Source organism: Devosia insulae DS-56, assembly GCF_000970465.2.
GTDB classification, from domain to species: Bacteria; Pseudomonadota; Alphaproteobacteria; order Rhizobiales; family Devosiaceae; genus Devosia_A; species Devosia_A insulae.
In genome coordinates this window covers 20,682-36,290 of sequence record NZ_LAJE02000292.1, presented here as the reverse complement: position 1 = coordinate 36,290, position 15,609 = coordinate 20,682, and the positions used below count along the sequence as shown (strand labels likewise).

Here is a 15,609-nt window from a genome sequence, read left to right as displayed (position 1 = left end):
ACGCCACACAGGAGAGAAGGTGAGGTAAGACGCAGTGGGTAAGAGGTGTCAGGATTGAAGGTGCGGAAAGGTGGCAGAGGTGGAAGGGGAAGGTAGATGTGAAAGTTTGTTGTTACACACTAGGGCGGCAGAGGGGTATAGGAGACGGGATCCCACCGATCCCGCTGCTGCTGGTCTCGCTGCTGCTCGATGGGCCGGGGGCGATGCCGCTGGCGCTGTCGCAGCTGACGCTCAAGGGGATCGGCTCGATCGCCTTCATGGCCTATATCGCAACGCTGTTCGGCTTTGGCGCCTGGGCGTGGCTGCTGAGCCGTTACAATACTGGGCAGGTGGCGCCGTTCGCCCTGTTCGTGCCGGTGGCGGGGATCGCCAGCGCCGCGCTGTTTCTCGGCGAGGCAATCACCGAAGTGGAGATCATCGGCAGCGTGCTGGTGTTTGCCGGGTTGCTGCTCAACGTGTTCGGGCCACGCCTGCTGCGGCGGAAGCCGGCATGATCACGCTCCGGCTGGCGACGGAGGCAGATGCGGCTGATATTGCGGCGCTGTTCGCGACGTCGCGGCGGCTGCTGACCTTCCTGCCGGATCTCCACACCGTCGAGGAGGACCGGGTCTATGTCCGCGACAAGGTGCTGCGCGATTTCCGGGTGACGGTGGCGGAGCGGGACGGGGCGATCGTCGGCTTCATGGCGGAGCTCGAAGGCTGGATCGAGCATCTCTACATCGATGCGGCACAGCTGCGCTCGGGCGTCGGCTCGGTGCTGATCGCCGATGCGCAATCGCGCAACGAGGACCTGCAGCTCTGGTGCTTCGCCAACAACCTGCGCGGCCGGGCGTTTTATGAGCGGATGGGGTTCGAGGCGGTGAAGTTCACCGATGGGGCCACGAACGAGGCGAAGGCACCGGATATTCTGTACCGGTGGGAGCGGGAATTCGGCAGCGGGTGAGGAGTGCTGCGCGGCGGCCGCCCTCCACCAGCTTCAAGCGATCACACGTCCGGCCGGTAGAAGTCACCCTCGTCGTTCATCACCCACAGCTCACCGGTGGAGATATCGAACCAGGCGCCGTGGATGGCGAGTTTGCCTTCGTCCTCCAGGCGCTTCACGTAGGGGAAGGTGCGGAGGTTGTTGATCGAGTTGCGGATCGAGAAGCGCTCCAGCATGGTCTGGCGCTCCTTGTTGGTCAGCAGCGTGTATTTCGACACTTCGTCGGCGACCGGGGCGAGCATCGCCATCCACTTGCCGATGAAATCGCCCTGCGCCAGCGGGCCGGCGTCGGGTGCGAGCGCCGCCTTGATGCCGCCGCAGCGGCCATGACCCATCACCACGATATTGGAAATCTCGAGCGCGGCGACGGCGAATTCGATCGCCGCCGAAGTGCCGTGCTGGCCGCCATCGGGCTGGAACGTCGGCACCAGATTGGCGACGTTACGCAGAACGAACATCTCGCCCGGCCCGGCCGAAAAGATGGTCTCAGGCGCCGCGCGGCTGTCGCAGCAGGCGATGATCATGGTGGTGGGGGATTGCCCCTGATCAGCCAATTCCCGGTAACGGCCCTGTTCGGGGTCGTAGCGGTCGGACATGAACGACTTGTAGCCGTCGAGCAAAAATGCTGGAAACCCATCCATACCGCAGCGGATTAGCGGTAACTGGACGCAATTTCAATCGCCCGGGGCAAAGAGGGCGAGCAAAAGGAGTAGTGCATGTTGATCTACCGGTTCCTCTCGGGGGAGGACGATTCCGCCTTCTGCCATAAGGTTACGAAGGCTTTGAGCGATGGCTGGGTGCTGCACGGTTCTGCCAGCTATGCGTATGACGCAATGAACAAGAAGATGGTCTGCGGACAGGCGGTGACCAAAGTGGTCAGCGACCAGCCCTACGACCCGGACAAGAAACTGGTCGACTACGTCTAGCCGTTTTTGATTGTCGCGCTTCCGGCGTGGGAATGTCGGAAGCGCCCTAGATCTCGCCGTTCAGGTGGATGCGCCGCAAGGCCTCCATCTGGGCGGCAACCGCCCCCGGCCCGCCGCGATCGCGGGCCTCGCCGGTCGCCGCCATCTGCGGATCGACCGGCTGGTATTTTCGGCTCCAGCGGCTGATCTCGGCAACGATCGGCAACAGTTCGATCCCCATCTCGGTCAGCGAATAGATCGCCTTCAGCTTGTGGGCGGGGTCGCCGGCGCGCGTCAGCACGCCGGCCTCGACGAGCTTCACCAGCCGATCGGCAAGGATGTTGGTGGAGATACCCTCGTCGGAGGCGAGGAACTCGCGGAAATGCCGCTTTCCCGAAAACATCATGTCGCGAACGATCAACAGGCTCCATTTATCGCCGAACACCTCGAGGCCGAGGTTGATCGGGCAGCCGGAACGATGGGGAGACGCCTCGGGGTTTTCCATGCTTGCAAAATACAATCATTGGTTGTAAAACGCAATCGCTTGCAAAATGCAATCATTGGAGGAAGAGATGGCGACGTTCGTGATCGTGCATGGGGCCTGGACGGGAAGCTGGTCGTGGGTGCGGGTGATCGACCGGCTGCGGGCGCGGGGGCACAAGGTGCATGCACCGACGCTGAGCGGGCTGGCCGAGCGCTCGCATCTGAACCAGCTGCCGATCACGCTGAGCACCCATATCGACGACATCGTCAACGAGGTGCTGTGGAACGACCTCGAGGACATCGTGCTGGTGGCGCATTCCTATGGCGGGATCGTCGCGACCGGAGCGGTGGAGCAGCTCGGAAAGAAAGTGTGCTCGATTGTCTACCTCGATGCCTTTGTGCCCGAGGATGGACAGGGGTTTACCGATTTCGCGCCGGGCTGGGAACTGAGCGGGCAACTCACCGAGTCGCCGCCCTCTTCGCCGGGCGACTATCTCGACGAGGCGGATCGCGCCTGGGTGGAAAGCAAGGCGTCGGCGCAGCCGACTGCAACGCTGACCGAGCGGCTGAAGGTCACGGGGGCCTACAAGGCGGTGCCCAGGAAGACCTATATCGTTGCCACCGGCTGGGACGGTTTCCAGGGCATCGCCGATGGGTTCCGCAATCAGCCCGGGTGGGTGGTGCGCGAGGTCAAATGTGGCCACGACGTCCCGGTCGACAAGCCGGAGGAACTGAGCGAACTGCTCGAGGAGGCGGCGAGGTGAACCTCCATATCGACAGTTTTACCGAGGCGTTCCTCGGCGACGGGGCGTACGTGCCGACCGTCGCCGACGCGGTGGTGGGGCCGAGCCGGATCGCCGGACGCGGGCTGTTCAGCAGCCGGGCTCGCAGGGCCGGGGAGCTCCTGGCCGAACTCGATGGGCAACTGGTCGAGTGGGAACGCTTCCCGCAAGTCCTCGAGACGCTGGAGTGGAACGCGGTGACGCAGGAACTGCTGCTGGTCCGGCCGCTCAGGACCAGCTACGGGCTGATCAACCATTCGTCCGACCCCAATGTGGTGATCGACCCGGACGGGCGGCACATGCGCTGCGCCCGGGCGGTGGAACTGGGCGAGGAATTCACCATGGATTACCTCGCGCAGCCGGTGCCGGAGGCCTATCTGGTGCTCCCGGAGGCGAAGGTGTTGCGCGGGGAGCGGTAGGGGTGGGCTAAACCGAACATGAACGGTGGGTTCAAGGCGGGTTCGGACGGCTGGGGCTAGAAGGGGATAACAAACGCGCTGGGATGCGCCAGGTTTTGAGGTCCCGAAATGCAGATCAAGCTGATTGTTGCCGCCGCCGCACTTGCCGCCCTGGCGCTGCCGCTCGCGGTGTTCGCCAGCCAGCCGCAGGACGGGACTGTCAGGCCGGCGCCGTCGCTGGCCAAGGCGCAGATCCTGTCGATGCTGATGCTCGATCCGCGCGAAACCGGCGCCGAATTCACGGTGAAGCTGCCCGAGGGCTATGCGACGCTGGATGTGGATGCGGACCCGTTTGAGGTGGTCGCGAACTGATCACGCTCCCTGCTTGCCAGATACTCGGTGTCACCCCCGCGGAAGCGGGGGCCTCTGTTTTCCGAGCGTGCTGATAACTCCGCAAACGGAGGTTCCCGCTTTCGCGGGAATGACCCGGTGGGTGAGGTGATGCTAGGTGGGCAACTGCGGATTACCCGAACAACCCATCATACAGATCATCCCAATGGGGATTGTCTTTCTCGATCAGTTCGATCTTCCACGCTCGCAGCCACTTCTTGATCTGCTTTTCGCGCGTGATGGCGTTGTAAGGGTCGTCGTGCTGCTCGAAGTAGACGAGCTTGTGCACATGATAGCGGGATGAGAAGCCCGGGATCAGGTCTTCGCGGTGGATATAGATCCGCACCGGAAGGTCGCCGGTCACGCCAGTGTAGAGCGTGCCGTATTTGCGGCTAGCCAGGATGTAGACGAAAAATCGCCCGCTTGTGCTCATGCGGTAGGGCTAACACGGAGTCATTCCCGCAAAAGCGGAATCTCTTGCAGACCGTGCAGACGCCGTGGCGGCGAAGCCGGTCGTCTACCTCATGCTTGCCACACACTCGATGTCACCCCCGCGAAAGCGGGGGCCTCTGTTTTCTGAGCGTGCTGAGAACTCCGCAAACAGAGGTTCCCGCCTTCGCGGGAATGACGCCGGTGGATGGGCCCCAGGTTTCCCCTACAAAATCCGCTTAAGCCGCACGTGCTGCAGCAGCATGATGGTTTTGGCGTCGGCGATTTCGCCTGATGCGATCATGTCGAGCGCGGCGTCGATGCCGAGTTCCAGCACTTCGATGTCTTCGCCTTCATCCTCGAGACCGCCGCCGGCAGAGACTTTCGAGTCGGCGTCGTATTCGGCGAGGAACAGCGACAGCTTTTCGGTGACCGAGCCGGGGCTCATATAGGCGCTCATCACCAGTTCGACGTCGTGCACGCGATAGCCGGATTCTTCTTCGGCTTCCTTCTTCGCCGTGGTCACCGGGTGGTCACCGTCGAGTTTGCCGGCGACGACCTCAATGAGCCAGCCCGGCTCGCCGTGGGCGAAAACCGGGAAACGGAACTGGCGGGTGAGGATGACGGTGCGCTGGGCGCGGTTGTAGAGCAGCACGCCGGCGCCATCGCCGCGATCGTAGGTTTCGCGCTCCTGGCGCTGCCATTCGCCATTGCGGCGTTTGAGCTCGATAGTGGTTTTCTTCACCAGGCCCCAGTTGTTCGACAGCACTTGTTCGCCGAGCACCCGTACTTTTTCGTTCACGTCATCTCTCCCTCCGGGAACCGGCACAAAGATCATGCGTTGCTGAACCGATTGTGAATAGCGGCTTCAGCGCCGGGCCAAGTGAAGGCAGCTAGAAGTCTCCTCAAGCAGCGGAAACCAGGGTTCCAAAGGCCTGGTCGCCCGCAACAAGGACGAAAGAGATGGGCAGACTCGCAGCAGGAACGGTCATTGCACTCGCGGTTCTCGCGATGCAGGGCAACCTGGTGCGGGATGTCCTGGCCGAAGACAGCCAGAGGCTGATCGCTTCGACCACGCTTTCGTCCGCCACCCCGGTGGCGTCCGGACCCAGCAGCGAGCGAGTGCTGAGCCTGTTGCTCACACTCGAGGCGCTGCGGGCCGCGCCCGAGGTGCTCGGCTCCCCGCGCCGCTAGAGATGCACTCAGTGCATAGCGGGACGAAAGTGCAATGCTCCGCATAAGCAGAGCCTTTGACCTCAGGGCAAAGCGCCGCTAGAAGTCTCGAACCATTCCAAACTGGAGCGCCCGGCCTTCTCGGCGGGCGAGGCGCGAGACTAGCATGGCTCCCTCTTCACGGCCGCTTTCGCCGCATCTTTCGATCTACCGCTTCACGCTCACCATGACGATGTCGATCGTGCACCGCGCGACCGGCATTGCGCTCTATGGCGGCACCCTGCTGTTGGTGCTGTGGCTGGTGGCGGCGGCGGTCGGCGGCGGCTTCTTCGATTTCGTCACCTGGCTGTTCGGCATGTGGCTCGGGCAGCTCGTGCTGTTCGGCTACACCTGGGTGCTGTTCCACCACATGTTCGGCGGCATAAGGCACTTCGTCTGGGATACCGCCAAGGCGATGGATGCAAACGGGCGCGAGCTGGCGGTGCGGATCCAGCTCGGGGCCTCGATCCTCGTGACGCTGATCGTCTGGGCAATCTTCGTGTGGTTCAAATGAGCGTTCTCGGCAAACCCACGCGGGCGCAGATCCAGAACCCGGCGACACGTTACGGCAAGGCCAAGGCCTCGACCCGGCACTTCATCACCCAGCGCATCACCGGCGCGATCAACATCGTCTTTTCGATCTTCATCATCTGGTTCGTGGTCAGCCTCGCGAGCCGCGCGCCGGCCGAGATGATCGAGCTGGCGCGCAACCCGTTCGTCGCGATCGGGCTGGCGCTCTTGGTGATCAATGTCTCGATCCATATGCGCAACGGCATGCGCGACACGGTCGAGGACTATTTCGACAAGGGCGAACATGGCTGGGCGATGCTCGCCAACAACCTGTTCGTCGGTTTCTTCTTCGTGGTGGCACTGGGCGCCATCGCCAAGCTCGTCTTCTGGGGTTAGTCCGCATGGCCGCTTACGAGATCATCGACCACGAATTCGACGTGGTCATTGTCGGTGCTGGCGGCGCCGGGTTGCGCGCGACGCTGGGCATGGCCGAGCAGGGGCTCAACACCGCCTGCATCACCAAAGTCTTCCCGACCCGCTCGCATACCGTGGCGGCGCAAGGCGGCATCGCGGCGTCGCTGGGCAATATGGGCCCCGACAGCTGGCAGTGGCACATGTACGACACCGTCAAGGGGTCGGACTGGCTGGGCGACAACGACGCCATGGAGTACCTGGCGCGCGAGGCGCCGGCGGCGATCTACGAGCTCGAGCACTATGGCGTGCCGTTCTCGCGCACCGAGAAGGGCACCATCTACCAGCGGCCGTTCGGCGGCCACATGACGGAATTCGGCGACGGCCCGCCGGTGCAGCGCACCTGCGCCGCGGCCGACCGCACCGGGCATGCCATTCTCCATACGCTCTATGGGCAGAGCCTCCGGAACAACGCGCAGTTCTTCATCGAGTATTTTGCGCTCGACCTGATCATGGGCGCCGATGGCTCGTGCCAGGGCGTGATGGCCTGGAAGCTCGATGACGGCACGCTGCATCGGTTCCGCGCCAAGCTGGTGGTGCTGGCGACCGGCGGCTACGGCCGGGCGTATTTCTCGGCGACTTCGGCGCATACCTGCACCGGCGACGGCAACGGCATGGTGGCGCGGGCCGGACTGCCGCTGCAGGACATGGAGTTCGTGCAGTTCCACCCCACCGGCGTCTATGGCGCGGGCGTGCTGATTACTGAGGGCGCGCGCGGTGAGGGTGGTTACCTCACCAATTCCGAGGGCGAGCGGTTCATGGAGCGCTATGCGCCCAACGCCAAGGATCTGGCGAGCCGCGACGTGGTCAGCCGCTGCATGACCATAGAGATCCGCGAGGGCCGCGGCGTCGGGCCGAAGAAGGATCACATCTTCCTTCACCTCGACCATCTCGACCCGAAGGTGCTGCATGAGCGGCTCCCGGGGATCACGGAATCGGCAAAGATCTTCGCCGGCGTCGACCTGACGCGCGAGCCGATCCCGGTGCTGCCGACGGTGCACTACAATATGGGCGGCATCCCCGCGAACTATCACGGCGAGGTGCTGAATCCGACCGAAGGCGATCCGGACCGCGTGGTGGCGGGGCTGATGGCGGCGGGCGAAGCAGCCTGCGCCTCGGTGCACGGCGCCAACCGGCTGGGCTCGAACTCGCTGACCGACCTCGTGGTGTTCGGCCGGGCCGCGGCGCTCCGGGCGGCCAAAGTGGTCGACAAGGGTTCGATGGTGCCGGCGGCCCGCGCCTCGGAAGATGAGCGCATCCTCTCGCGCTTCGACCGGTTGCGGCATGCCAATGGCTCGTCGCCGACCGCTGAAGTGCGTGACCGGATGCAGCGCATCATGCAGGAGGATGCAGCGGTGTTCCGCACCTCGGAATCGCTGAAGTCGGGCGTCGAACGCATCACCGCGCTCTATGGCGAGCTCAGCGATCTCAAGGTTTCCGACCGCTCGATGATCTGGAACTCGGACCTGGTGGAAACACTGGAACTCGAGAACCTGATGGCCTGCGCCGCGACCACGGTGGTCTCGGCCGAAGCCCGGCACGAGAGCCGCGGCGCCCACGCGCACGAGGATTTCCCCAACCGCGATGACGTGAACTGGCGGAAGCACACGCTGAGCTGGATCAATGATGCGGGCAAGGTGGACCTCGGCTACCGGCCGGTGCATGTCGACCCGCTGACGCCGGAAAGCGAGGGCGGGATCAGTCTGAAGAAGATCGCGCCGAAGGCGAGAGTGTACTGAGGTGAAGTGGATTCTGGTCACTGCCGCTTTAGGGACCAGTTCATTCGGTGCGGCTGCCATGGATGTGCGCACTGCCACCGAGGTGGAAATAGCCCGTTCACTTGTGGGGTGTTGGCAACGTGAAAGCACCTTTGCCGAACGAAAGGCGCCCAGTTGGGGCATCCCTTACACTGTGACGGCCTGTTTCGAGGCTGACGGCGTAGTTTCTACCGGTTGGGTCGGCGGCGATGAGGGAATTGAGGACGCCGGCACCTATGAAGTCTCGGCTGGAAAGCTCCAGCTACGTGGACCCGGGCCTTCCGACGGTTGGACCTTTGACGTCAACGACCTCGATTGCGATGTCCTCATGAGCCCGGGCCGCGCCATGCGATTGCTGAACTGCGTGGGGCTTGGAGAGGATGCCGACACGGCGATCCCTGACTCGAGCTACGGCTTGCAGGTGCGCGATTGACCGCGGCGTCTGGCTATTCCGGCACGCCGCTGCCGCGGCAGCTCGGTCCAGGAACTTGGCAGCGGGTCCTCTCCTTTGCGGTCGCCCTAAGCCTGCAGTCAGGGTCGGCGGTGGCGGAAGCTGAGGTGCGACCTGCTTCCGAGGAGGAAATTGCGACGGCGCTGGTCGGCTGTTGGCGCGACTATGAGGAGGACGTCGGCAATGCCACACGCATAACGCTGCCGTCCGGAGAGGAAGGCTTGTCCTGGGGTGTGGACCCGGAGACAGGCAAAGAACTCATTGGGATGCTGCCCTACGCCGAGCTCTGCTTTGATGCCAAGGGAACAGTCAATTCCGTAACCGTCGGTATCGACGAAGGGCTGGAATCGAGTGGGCCTTACACGTTCGACGGACGGTCCATACACGTTCACGACGAATACGACTTCCCGGACGGGTGGCTGTTTGGAGACAGAGACGCAACCTGCACCGTCGACATCAGAGAGAATGTTCTTACGCTCGGTGGATGCGGCGGCGCATGGTTGGAGGAGAGGCGCTTTTCTCGGACGGTGGGCCCGTGACTGCCGCCGCTGGCTATTCCGGCACTCCGCTGCCAAAAAAGCTCGGCCTCAAGGACGGCCAGCGGGTGCTGTTTCTGTCGTTGCCGGTTGAGCTGGCGGAGCTGAGGTCGGCGCGAGCCTTTGCCGAGGTACGCGATGCGCAGTGGGATGCGTGGCGCGGCAGCAAGGGCTGGGATTTCGTCCATGGCTTCACCGCGTCGCGCGGGGTGCTCGAGGACAATGCGCGGCCGCTGCTGGAGGCGATCACTCGTGATGGGGTGATCTGGATTTCGTGGCCGAAGAAGGCCTCAAAGGTGCCGACCGATATCACCGAAGATGTGATCCGTGAGGTGGTGCTGCCGATCGGGTTGGTCGATATCAAGGTGGCGGCGGTCAGCGAAATCTGGTCGGGTTTGAAACTGATGATCCGCAAAGAATTGCGGTGAGAGAGACGGGGCGAATGATGAAGCGGGTTTTGGTGGCGCTCTTGGCGCTGGGGATGCTGTCGAGCGTGGCGCAGGCTGCGCCGACCGAGGCGCAGAAGGCAGATTTCTACAAGACCTGCATGGGCATCGCTTCGGACGATGCGCTCTGTTCGTGCAAGGCGGACGCGGCGATGACGCTGATCGACGAGGAATTCATGGCCATGGTCATCGCCTCGATGAAGGGCAAATCGCCACCGGAAGGCCAGTATGCGGCGTATAACACCTACGTCGCCAAATCGAACCAGATCTGCAAGCCGAACTACTGACCAACAAAGAGGTACCGCCCGTGTCGCTCATTCCCATGAAAGCCCTCGGACTTGTTGCCGGCGCGTTCGCGACGCTCTGGCTTACCGGCTGCGGCGGGCTGTCGGCGGATGCGCAGGCGGTGGCCGATGCCTGCTCGAAGGTGCCGGGCGCCACGGCGGAAAGCTGCCAGTGCTATGCCAAGGAATTGTCGAGCAAGCTGAAGCCGGAGCTGATGAAGCTCGCGACTTATGCCCAGACCGATCCCGGAAAACTGTTTGATCCCGCAGTGATCGGCAATGTGAGCGCCAATGACGTGATGGCGGTGACCAACACGTCGGCCGCGGCGCTCAAGACATGTAAAGTTGTAGGTTGAGAGATGGCTGAATTCGTCCTTCCCAAGAACTCCAGGATCCAGCCGGGCAAGACCTGGCCGAAACCCCAGGGGGCGACGCGGCTCAAGGAGTATCGGGTGTACCGATATGATCCGGACAGCGGGGAGAACCCGCGGCTCGACACCTATTTCATCGATCTCGACGATTGCGGGCCGATGGTGCTGGACGGGCTGCTGTGGATCAAGAACAAGGTCGATCCGACGCTGACGCTGCGTCGCTCGTGCCGCGAGGGCATCTGCGGCTCGTGCTCGATGAATATCGGGGGCGCCAATACGCTGGCCTGCACCAAGGGCATGGACGATTTCGCCGGTCACATCAGCGTCTACCCGCTGCCGCACATGCCTGTCATCAAGGACCTGGTGCCGGATCTCACCACCTTCTACGACCAGCACCGCTCGATCGAGCCGTGGCTGAAGACCACGACGCCGACGCCGGAAAAGGAGTGGCTGCAGAGCCGCGACGACCGGGCCAAGCTCGACGGGCTCTACGAATGCATCCTGTGCGCCTGCTGCTCGACCTCGTGCCCGTCCTACTGGTGGAACGGCGAGAAGTATCTCGGCCCGGCCGTGCTGCTGCAGGCCTATCGCTGGCTGATCGACAGCCGTGACGAGGCCACCGAGGAGCGGCTCGACAATCTCGAGGATCCGTTCAAGCTCTATCGCTGCCACACCATCATGAACTGCGCCAAGGTCTGCCCCAAGGGGCTGAACCCGGCCAAGGCAATCGCCGAGATCAAGCAGATGATGGTCACGCGGGAGTTCGCATAAGCTGTACGAGATCGTCGCCGAGCTGGAAGACCCGTCCGTTGCCCGCGTGCTGATCGCGGCGCTGAAGGCGCATGGGTTTCATCCCAAGGAAGGCGGCGAGCACGGCTTGCCGGGGCTCGCGGGCGTCTATGGGCCGAAGGGGATTCCGATCGAGTTGCCCGAGGACGAGGCAGCGGATGGCAAGATCCTCGCCGAGGCGCTCGTCGCGGAGATGCTGCGGCGGTAGGCCGTCGGCCGGTGCGTGGGGCCACCCCCCTCCCAGCCTCCCACAAGGGGAGGGTTATCGCATATGGGGCACTGACAGTAGTTGGATGGCCTTCTCCCCTTGTGGGAGAAGGTGGCCGAAGGCCGGATGAGGGGGCCGCGCAACGAAGTGTAGCGCGGTCGGAGCGTAAGCGACGAGCGACTGAGTACGCGGAGATAGACCCCTCATCCGCCCTTCGGGCACCTCGCGGCGAGGGCGAACGCCCTCGTCCGCTGACCACAAGGGGAGAAGGCACTCACACAACGGCCGGTGGCTTTCCATATGCGATTCCCCTGCCCACAAGGGGGGAGGTGCCTGCCGGTGTACTTGGCGCGATTGAGCCACATCCTCGACTCTTCACCTCCCCCATGATGGGGGAGGCCGGGAGGGGGTGGAGCAGGAGGCGTGCCACTCCCTAACTCCGCCACATTAATCGCTGCATAGGGGAAGCGGGGCTTTGGCGGTTGACGGCTTTGCCGTTCAGGCTGTATCGCCGGTCACCAATTCTTAACCATCTGGCGGAGCAGGCCGATGATGAGTTCGAGACGCGCAGGCGTTTCCATAGCCGTACTGGGTGCATTGTCGCTCGTTCTGAGCGGCTGCGCCTCGAGCGGCGTGACCGCGACCAGCATCGCCTCGAGTGAAACCCTCACCCCGATCCAGAATTCGTCGGTGGCGAGCTCGGACCTCAATGCCTTGCCGGGCAGCACGGTGCAGCAGGCCTCGCTCGGCGAGCCGGCGCCGCTGATCCCGGGCGGCCAACCGGCGCCGGGCCAGCTCGGGCAGCCGGCGCAGGTCGCCAATGCCGATGGGTCGTTCACCACCCTCGGATCGGTGCCGCAGGCCTCGGGGCGTGATCTCTCCACCGGCCTGACGGTCGAAAAGCTGCTGGGTGGCTGGACCGTGGTGTCGGGCGCCGAGCAGTGCAAGCTCAACCTGACCCAGACCGCGAAATCCGGCACCTCGCGCTATCGGGCTTCGACGCCGGGCTGCGGGCTCAACGGGCTGAAGGTCGTGGCGAGCTGGCAGCTGGTGGGCAACCAGGTGCAGCTGTTCGACGAGAATGGCGACATCATCGCCTCGCTGATCCTCAGCGGCAGCCAGTTCATCGGTACCTTGGCCGGCGGCCAGGGCATCACGATGGTCGGCTAGCTTGACCAGCCGGCGGTTGGGGCCCGCAGGCGCACCAGTTACCGAGAAACTGAACGCGCTGACCAGGAGCGGCGCGCTGACGCCCGATCCATTGCAGTTCAAAGCAGCGGCAGCGCTCGATCGCGTGGCGACGGAACTCGCGGCGCAGCAGGCTTCGCGCGGCTTTCTGAGCGGGCTGTTCGGCGGGCCGGCGCCGGTCCGCGGCGCCTATCTCGTCGGGCAGGTCGGGCGCGGCAAGACCATGCTGATGGACCTGTTCTTTGCGCTGGCGCCGACGGAGAAGAAGCGGCGGGTGCATTTCCATGAGTTCATGGACGAGATGCACGAGGCGATCGCGGCGTTCCGCAAATCCAGCAAGGGCAAGGCCGAGAGTGCCGATCCGGTGGCAGCGGTGGTGAAACCGCTGCTCGAAGAGGTGCGGCTGTTATGCCTCGACGAGTTCCAGGTGCAGGACATCACCAACGCCATGCTGCTGGGGCGGCTGTTCGACAAGCTGTTCGCTGGCGGGGTGACGATCGTTGCGACTTCGAACACGCGGCCGGACGACCTTTACGAGAATGGTCTCAACCGGCAGCTGGTGCTGCCGTTCATTGCCGAATTGAAGCAGCATGCCGAGATTGTCGAGCTCGACGGGCCGACCGACTACCGGCGGCTGAAGTTCGAAGGCGAGGCAGTGTACCAGTTCGGCGTCGGGGCGGAGGTGGACGCGGCGATGGACCGGCTATGGCTGAAGCTCACCGGTGGGGCGCCCGGCGAGCCGGCGGAGCTCCATTCGCTGGGCCGGACCATTCCGGTGCCGCGGGCGGCCATGGGGGCGGCGCGCTTTACGTTCACGGAGTTGTGCGACAAGCCGCTGGGGGCACGGGATTATCTCAAGCTCAGCCACGCCTATGAAGCAGTGATGATCGACCATGTCCCGCAGTTCGACCGGCTGCGCTCGAATGCCGCCAAGCGGTTCATTCTCCTGGTCGACACGCTTTACGACCGCGGCGCCAAGCTGGCGGCGAGCTTTGCCGTGCCGCTCGATGAGTTGGGCCAGGACGACAAGACCAAAGCGGAGTTCGCGCGCTGCGTATCGCGGCTGATCGAGATGCAGTCGGCGGAGTATCTGGCAGCCGCGCATCGCGGGGATGGGGTCGTCGCCGGCTAGCCGGGCAGCGTGGAGGGGTCGATCGCGTCGATCTCCAACGGGACGAAGTGCTTCAGGTTATGCGTCAGCAGCACCAGGCCGTGGGTCGTGGCCGTTGCGGCTATCATGATATCCGCCGTACCCGGGTGCACTCCTCGAGCGAGGGCCCAGTCTGAAAGCCGGCCGGCCTCGCGGGCGACTTCCGCATCCATGGGTAGCATGCGGGTGCCGTTGAATTGCTCGAGCAGGCGCCCCAGCCACTGACGCATCACTTCCGCGCGGGCCCGGGCTCCGGCGCGCTCAAGCTTGCAGATGCCCTGCTCGATCTCAAAGACGCTGACACTCGACATGTGTGTGCGCGGCAGCGTGACGATCAGCCAGTTGAGAAAGCCCTCGTCCATACCGGCACGACCCGGCGCGATTGACGACACGACCGAGGTATCGAGCAGGTACTGCGTCGTCAAAGCTCAATCTCACGCGGCGGCCTGCGGTCCTTGTCGACTTCGAGCGGTCCCGGAAAAGCCAGCAAATGCTCAATGAAGGTGCGATTAGCCTCTAGGGAATACATCTCCTCGCCTTTGGCGAAAGGCACGATCATTGCCACGGGAGTGCCATGGCGAGTGATTGTGATAGGCTCTCCCTGTTCTGCGCTATGCAACAACTCAGCGAACTTGGCCTTGGCCTCGCGGGCCTGCATCTGCTTCACGGCAAAGCCTCCGTGTGACTACATGTGGTCATAATTAGGTGTGGTGATCCCCTTCGTCAATTGCCAGGCGGCAAGTTGCTCAGCAAATAGGCAAGCCATGCAATCGCTGCAGATCGGCAGCGTTAGGACCTACGGCTGACTTGCCCCCGTCACCCTCTAGGGTTAATAGGGGCGCGCAATTTCCAGCATAAGCAAAACGGGGTTCGGTGGATGGCGCGCAAGAAGATCGCTCTGATCGGTGCGGGACAGATTGGCGGCACTTTGGCGCTGCTCGCAGCAACCAAAGAACTGGGCGATGTAATCCTGTTCGACGTGGTCGATGGCGTGCCGCAGGGCAAGGCCCTGGATCTCAGCCAGTCCGGCCCGGTCGAAGGCTTCAATTCGACGCTCAAGGGCACTTCTGAATACAAGGACATCGTAGGCGCCGACGTGGTGATCGTCACTGCCGGCGTGCCGCGCAAGCCCGGCATGAGCCGCGACGACCTGCTCGAAATCAACCTCAAGGTGATGGAGCAGGTGGGCGCCGGCATCGCCAAATACGCGCCGGAAGCTTTCGTCATCTGCATCACCAACCCGCTCGATGCGATGGTGTGGGCACTGCAGAAGTTCTCGGGCCTGCCGGCGAACCGCGTGGTCGGCATGGCCGGCGTGCTCGACTCGGCGCGCTTCCGCCACTTCATCGCCGATGAGCTCAAGGTTTCGGTGCAGGACGTCACGGCGTTCGTGCTCGGCGGCCATGGCGACACCATGGTGCCGCTGCCGCGCTACTCGACCGTCGGCGGCATCCCGCTGCCCGATATCGTCAAGATGGGCTGGATGAGCAAGGAAAAGCTCGAGCAGATCATCCAGCGCACCCGTGACGGCGGCGCCGAGATCGTTGGCCTCTTGAAGACCGGTTCGGCCTTCTACGCCCCGGCAGCTTCCGCCATCGAGATGGCCGAGAGCTATCTGAAGGACAAGAAGCGCATCCTGCCCTGCGCCGCCTTCCTCAAGGGCGAATATGGCGTCAAGGGCACCTATGTCGGTGTGCCGGTGCTGATCGGCGCCGGCGGGGCGGAGAAGATCGTCGAGATCTCGCTCTCAGGCTCCGAGCAGAAGGCATTCGACAAATCGGTCGCGGCGGTGAACGGCCTCGTCGACGCCTGCAAGAAGATCGCGCCGAAGCTGGCGTAGTTTGTGCGGGGCCGGTTCGACCGGCCC

The 15,609-nt window shown here is 63.7% G+C and carries 25 protein-coding genes and 1 pseudogene; 20 read left to right on the top strand and 6 right to left on the bottom strand.

Annotated elements, in window-relative coordinates; translation table 11 throughout:
• Window positions 1-98 precede the first annotated feature (98 nt).
• Window positions 99-494 carry an EamA family transporter gene (locus VW23_RS20980; protein ID WP_176730452.1) on the top strand — a complete coding sequence of 132 codons (396 nt, stop codon included), beginning with the start codon at window positions 99-101 and terminating at the stop codon, window positions 492-494.
• Window positions 491-943, top strand: coding sequence for a GNAT family N-acetyltransferase (locus VW23_RS20975; RefSeq protein ID WP_069911453.1), 453 nt, complete (start codon window positions 491-493; stop codon window positions 941-943). The genes VW23_RS20980 and VW23_RS20975 overlap by 4 nt, the downstream gene beginning before the upstream one ends.
• Window positions 944-984: 41 nt before the next feature.
• On the opposite strand, the gene VW23_RS20970 is transcribed toward VW23_RS20975, so the two are convergent.
• Window positions 985-1,623, bottom strand: coding sequence for a carbonic anhydrase (locus VW23_RS20970; RefSeq protein ID WP_069911452.1), 639 nt, complete (start codon window positions 1,621-1,623; stop codon window positions 985-987).
• Between the two features lie 75 nt (window positions 1,624-1,698).
• On the opposite strand from VW23_RS20970, the gene VW23_RS20965 reads away from it, so the two are divergent.
• Complete coding sequence (locus VW23_RS20965) at window positions 1,699-1,908, top strand: DUF1737 domain-containing protein (RefSeq protein ID WP_055875506.1); 210 nt, start codon at window positions 1,699-1,701, stop codon at window positions 1,906-1,908.
• Between the two features lie 61 nt (window positions 1,909-1,969).
• On the opposite strand, the pseudogene VW23_RS20960 reads toward VW23_RS20965, so the two are convergent.
• Window positions 1,970-2,392, bottom strand: a pseudogene (locus VW23_RS20960) (winged helix-turn-helix transcriptional regulator); the annotation flags it as partial.
• 67 nt (window positions 2,393-2,459) lie between these two features.
• On the opposite strand from VW23_RS20960, the gene VW23_RS20955 reads away from it, so the two are divergent.
• The 3 genes from VW23_RS20955 to VW23_RS20945 all read left to right on the top strand — a co-directional run bounded on the left by VW23_RS20955 (window position 2,460) and on the right by VW23_RS20945 (window position 3,922).
• Entirely contained in the window at window positions 2,460-3,134 is a 675-nt protein-coding gene (locus VW23_RS20955; RefSeq protein WP_069911450.1) for an alpha/beta hydrolase, read from the top strand.
• The gene (locus VW23_RS20950) at window positions 3,131-3,571 is read left to right on the top strand and encodes an SET domain-containing protein-lysine N-methyltransferase (protein WP_069911449.1); all 441 of its coding nucleotides are present in this window, start codon (window positions 3,131-3,133) and stop codon (window positions 3,569-3,571) included. The genes VW23_RS20955 and VW23_RS20950 overlap by 4 nt, the downstream gene beginning before the upstream one ends.
• A gap of 108 nt (window positions 3,572-3,679) precedes the next feature.
• Window positions 3,680-3,922 (top strand): hypothetical protein, encoded by a 243-nt coding sequence (locus tag VW23_RS20945; RefSeq protein ID WP_069911448.1) that lies wholly within the window; start codon window positions 3,680-3,682, stop codon window positions 3,920-3,922.
• Window positions 3,923-4,073: 151 nt separating this feature from the next.
• On the opposite strand, the gene VW23_RS20940 is transcribed toward VW23_RS20945, so the two are convergent.
• Complete coding sequence (locus VW23_RS20940) at window positions 4,074-4,373, bottom strand: GIY-YIG nuclease family protein (protein WP_069911447.1); 300 nt, start codon at window positions 4,371-4,373, stop codon at window positions 4,074-4,076.
• Window positions 4,374-4,595: 222 nt separating this feature from the next.
• On the bottom strand, window positions 4,596-5,171 hold the full coding sequence (locus VW23_RS20935; RefSeq protein WP_425285226.1) for an NUDIX domain-containing protein: 576 nt from the start codon (window positions 5,169-5,171) through the stop codon (window positions 4,596-4,598).
• Between the two features lie 161 nt (window positions 5,172-5,332).
• Here VW23_RS20935 and VW23_RS20930 point away from each other — a divergent pair, with 161 nt between their 5' ends.
• The 13 genes from VW23_RS20930 (at window position 5,333) to zapE (ending at window position 13,724) form a co-directional block, all read left to right on the top strand.
• Entirely contained in the window at window positions 5,333-5,563 is a 231-nt protein-coding gene (locus VW23_RS20930; RefSeq protein ID WP_141728416.1) for a hypothetical protein, read from the top strand.
• Window positions 5,564-5,708: 145 nt separating this feature from the next.
• Complete coding sequence (sdhC, locus tag VW23_RS20925; RefSeq protein WP_069911444.1) at window positions 5,709-6,095, top strand: succinate dehydrogenase, cytochrome b556 subunit; 387 nt, start codon at window positions 5,709-5,711, stop codon at window positions 6,093-6,095.
• Entirely contained in the window at window positions 6,092-6,487 is a 396-nt protein-coding gene (sdhD, locus tag VW23_RS20920) for a succinate dehydrogenase, hydrophobic membrane anchor protein (protein ID WP_069911443.1), read from the top strand. Before sdhC ends, sdhD begins: the two co-directional genes overlap by 4 nt.
• A 5-nt stretch (window positions 6,488-6,492) precedes the next feature.
• Window positions 6,493-8,301 (top strand): succinate dehydrogenase flavoprotein subunit, encoded by a 1,809-nt coding sequence (gene sdhA / locus VW23_RS20915; RefSeq protein ID WP_069911442.1) that lies wholly within the window; start codon window positions 6,493-6,495, stop codon window positions 8,299-8,301.
• 1 nt (window position 8,302) lies between these two features.
• Window positions 8,303-8,752 carry a hypothetical protein gene (locus tag VW23_RS20910; protein ID WP_069911441.1) on the top strand — a complete coding sequence of 150 codons (450 nt, stop codon included), beginning with the start codon at window positions 8,303-8,305 and terminating at the stop codon, window positions 8,750-8,752.
• Entirely contained in the window at window positions 8,749-9,309 is a 561-nt protein-coding gene (locus tag VW23_RS20905) for a hypothetical protein (protein ID WP_069911440.1), read from the top strand. The genes VW23_RS20910 and VW23_RS20905 overlap by 4 nt, the downstream gene beginning before the upstream one ends.
• Window positions 9,306-9,734 carry a DUF3052 domain-containing protein gene (locus VW23_RS20900; protein ID WP_244513687.1) on the top strand — a complete coding sequence of 143 codons (429 nt, stop codon included), beginning with the start codon at window positions 9,306-9,308 and terminating at the stop codon, window positions 9,732-9,734. The genes VW23_RS20905 and VW23_RS20900 overlap by 4 nt, the downstream gene beginning before the upstream one ends.
• 17 nt (window positions 9,735-9,751) lie before the next feature.
• A complete protein-coding gene (locus tag VW23_RS20895; RefSeq protein WP_141728415.1) occupies window positions 9,752-10,039 on the top strand; it encodes a hypothetical protein in 288 nt (95 codons plus the stop codon).
• 20 nt (window positions 10,040-10,059) lie between these two features.
• Window positions 10,060-10,392 (top strand): hypothetical protein, encoded by a 333-nt coding sequence (locus tag VW23_RS20890; protein ID WP_055875544.1) that lies wholly within the window; start codon window positions 10,060-10,062, stop codon window positions 10,390-10,392.
• 3 nt (window positions 10,393-10,395) lie between these two features.
• The gene (locus VW23_RS20885) at window positions 10,396-11,178 is read left to right on the top strand and encodes a succinate dehydrogenase iron-sulfur subunit (RefSeq protein WP_069911437.1); all 783 of its coding nucleotides are present in this window, start codon (window positions 10,396-10,398) and stop codon (window positions 11,176-11,178) included.
• Between the two features lie 46 nt (window positions 11,179-11,224).
• Window positions 11,225-11,404, top strand: a complete 180-nt coding sequence (locus tag VW23_RS20880) for a hypothetical protein (RefSeq protein WP_069911436.1) — start codon at window positions 11,225-11,227, stop codon at window positions 11,402-11,404.
• Window positions 11,405-11,956: 552 nt separating this feature from the next.
• Complete coding sequence (locus VW23_RS20875) at window positions 11,957-12,574, top strand: AprI/Inh family metalloprotease inhibitor (protein ID WP_176730451.1); 618 nt, start codon at window positions 11,957-11,959, stop codon at window positions 12,572-12,574.
• A gap of 1 nt (window position 12,575) precedes the next feature.
• Window positions 12,576-13,724: a cell division protein ZapE gene (gene zapE, locus VW23_RS20870; protein WP_342029933.1), complete on the top strand. Its 1,149-nt coding sequence runs from the start codon at window positions 12,576-12,578 to the stop codon at window positions 13,722-13,724.
• On the opposite strand, the gene VW23_RS20865 is transcribed toward zapE, so the two are convergent.
• Entirely contained in the window at window positions 13,721-14,167 is a 447-nt protein-coding gene (locus VW23_RS20865; protein WP_244513685.1) for a PIN domain-containing protein, read from the bottom strand. The two genes, zapE and VW23_RS20865, sit on opposite strands and share 4 nt — an antisense overlap.
• Window positions 14,164-14,400, bottom strand: coding sequence for a type II toxin-antitoxin system Phd/YefM family antitoxin (locus VW23_RS20860; protein WP_069911456.1), 237 nt, complete (start codon window positions 14,398-14,400; stop codon window positions 14,164-14,166). Before VW23_RS20860 ends, VW23_RS20865 begins: the two co-directional genes overlap by 4 nt.
• A 219-nt stretch (window positions 14,401-14,619) precedes the next feature.
• On the opposite strand from VW23_RS20860, the gene mdh reads away from it, so the two are divergent.
• Entirely contained in the window at window positions 14,620-15,582 is a 963-nt protein-coding gene (gene mdh / locus VW23_RS20855; RefSeq protein ID WP_069911434.1) for a malate dehydrogenase, read from the top strand.
• The last annotated feature ends 27 nt before the right edge of the window (window positions 15,583-15,609 follow it).

Coding starts and splice junctions, on each gene's coding strand:
- VW23_RS20970 (WP_069911452.1), bottom strand. CDS start 1,623: ATGGATGGGTTTCCAGCATTTTTGCTCGACGGCTACAAGTCGTTCATG.
- sdhC (WP_069911444.1), top strand. CDS start 5,709: ATGGCTCCCTCTTCACGGCCGCTTTCGCCGCATCTTTCGATCTACCGC.
- sdhD (WP_069911443.1), top strand. CDS start 6,092: ATGAGCGTTCTCGGCAAACCCACGCGGGCGCAGATCCAGAACCCGGCG.
- VW23_RS20975 (WP_069911453.1), top strand. CDS start 491: ATGATCACGCTCCGGCTGGCGACGGAGGCAGATGCGGCTGATATTGCG.
- sdhA (WP_069911442.1), top strand. CDS start 6,493: ATGGCCGCTTACGAGATCATCGACCACGAATTCGACGTGGTCATTGTC.
- VW23_RS20965 (WP_055875506.1), top strand. CDS start 1,699: ATGTTGATCTACCGGTTCCTCTCGGGGGAGGACGATTCCGCCTTCTGC.
- mdh (WP_069911434.1), top strand. CDS start 14,620: ATGGCGCGCAAGAAGATCGCTCTGATCGGTGCGGGACAGATTGGCGGC.
- VW23_RS20895 (WP_141728415.1), top strand. CDS start 9,752: ATGAAGCGGGTTTTGGTGGCGCTCTTGGCGCTGGGGATGCTGTCGAGC.
- VW23_RS20860 (WP_069911456.1), bottom strand. CDS start 14,400: ATGCAGGCCCGCGAGGCCAAGGCCAAGTTCGCTGAGTTGTTGCATAGC.
- VW23_RS20930 (WP_141728416.1), top strand. CDS start 5,333: ATGGGCAGACTCGCAGCAGGAACGGTCATTGCACTCGCGGTTCTCGCG.
- VW23_RS20955 (WP_069911450.1), top strand. CDS start 2,460: ATGGCGACGTTCGTGATCGTGCATGGGGCCTGGACGGGAAGCTGGTCG.
- VW23_RS20885 (WP_069911437.1), top strand. CDS start 10,396: ATGGCTGAATTCGTCCTTCCCAAGAACTCCAGGATCCAGCCGGGCAAG.
- VW23_RS20940 (WP_069911447.1), bottom strand. CDS start 4,373: ATGAGCACAAGCGGGCGATTTTTCGTCTACATCCTGGCTAGCCGCAAA.
- VW23_RS20945 (WP_069911448.1), top strand. CDS start 3,680: ATGCAGATCAAGCTGATTGTTGCCGCCGCCGCACTTGCCGCCCTGGCG.
- VW23_RS20875 (WP_176730451.1), top strand. CDS start 11,957: ATGAGTTCGAGACGCGCAGGCGTTTCCATAGCCGTACTGGGTGCATTG.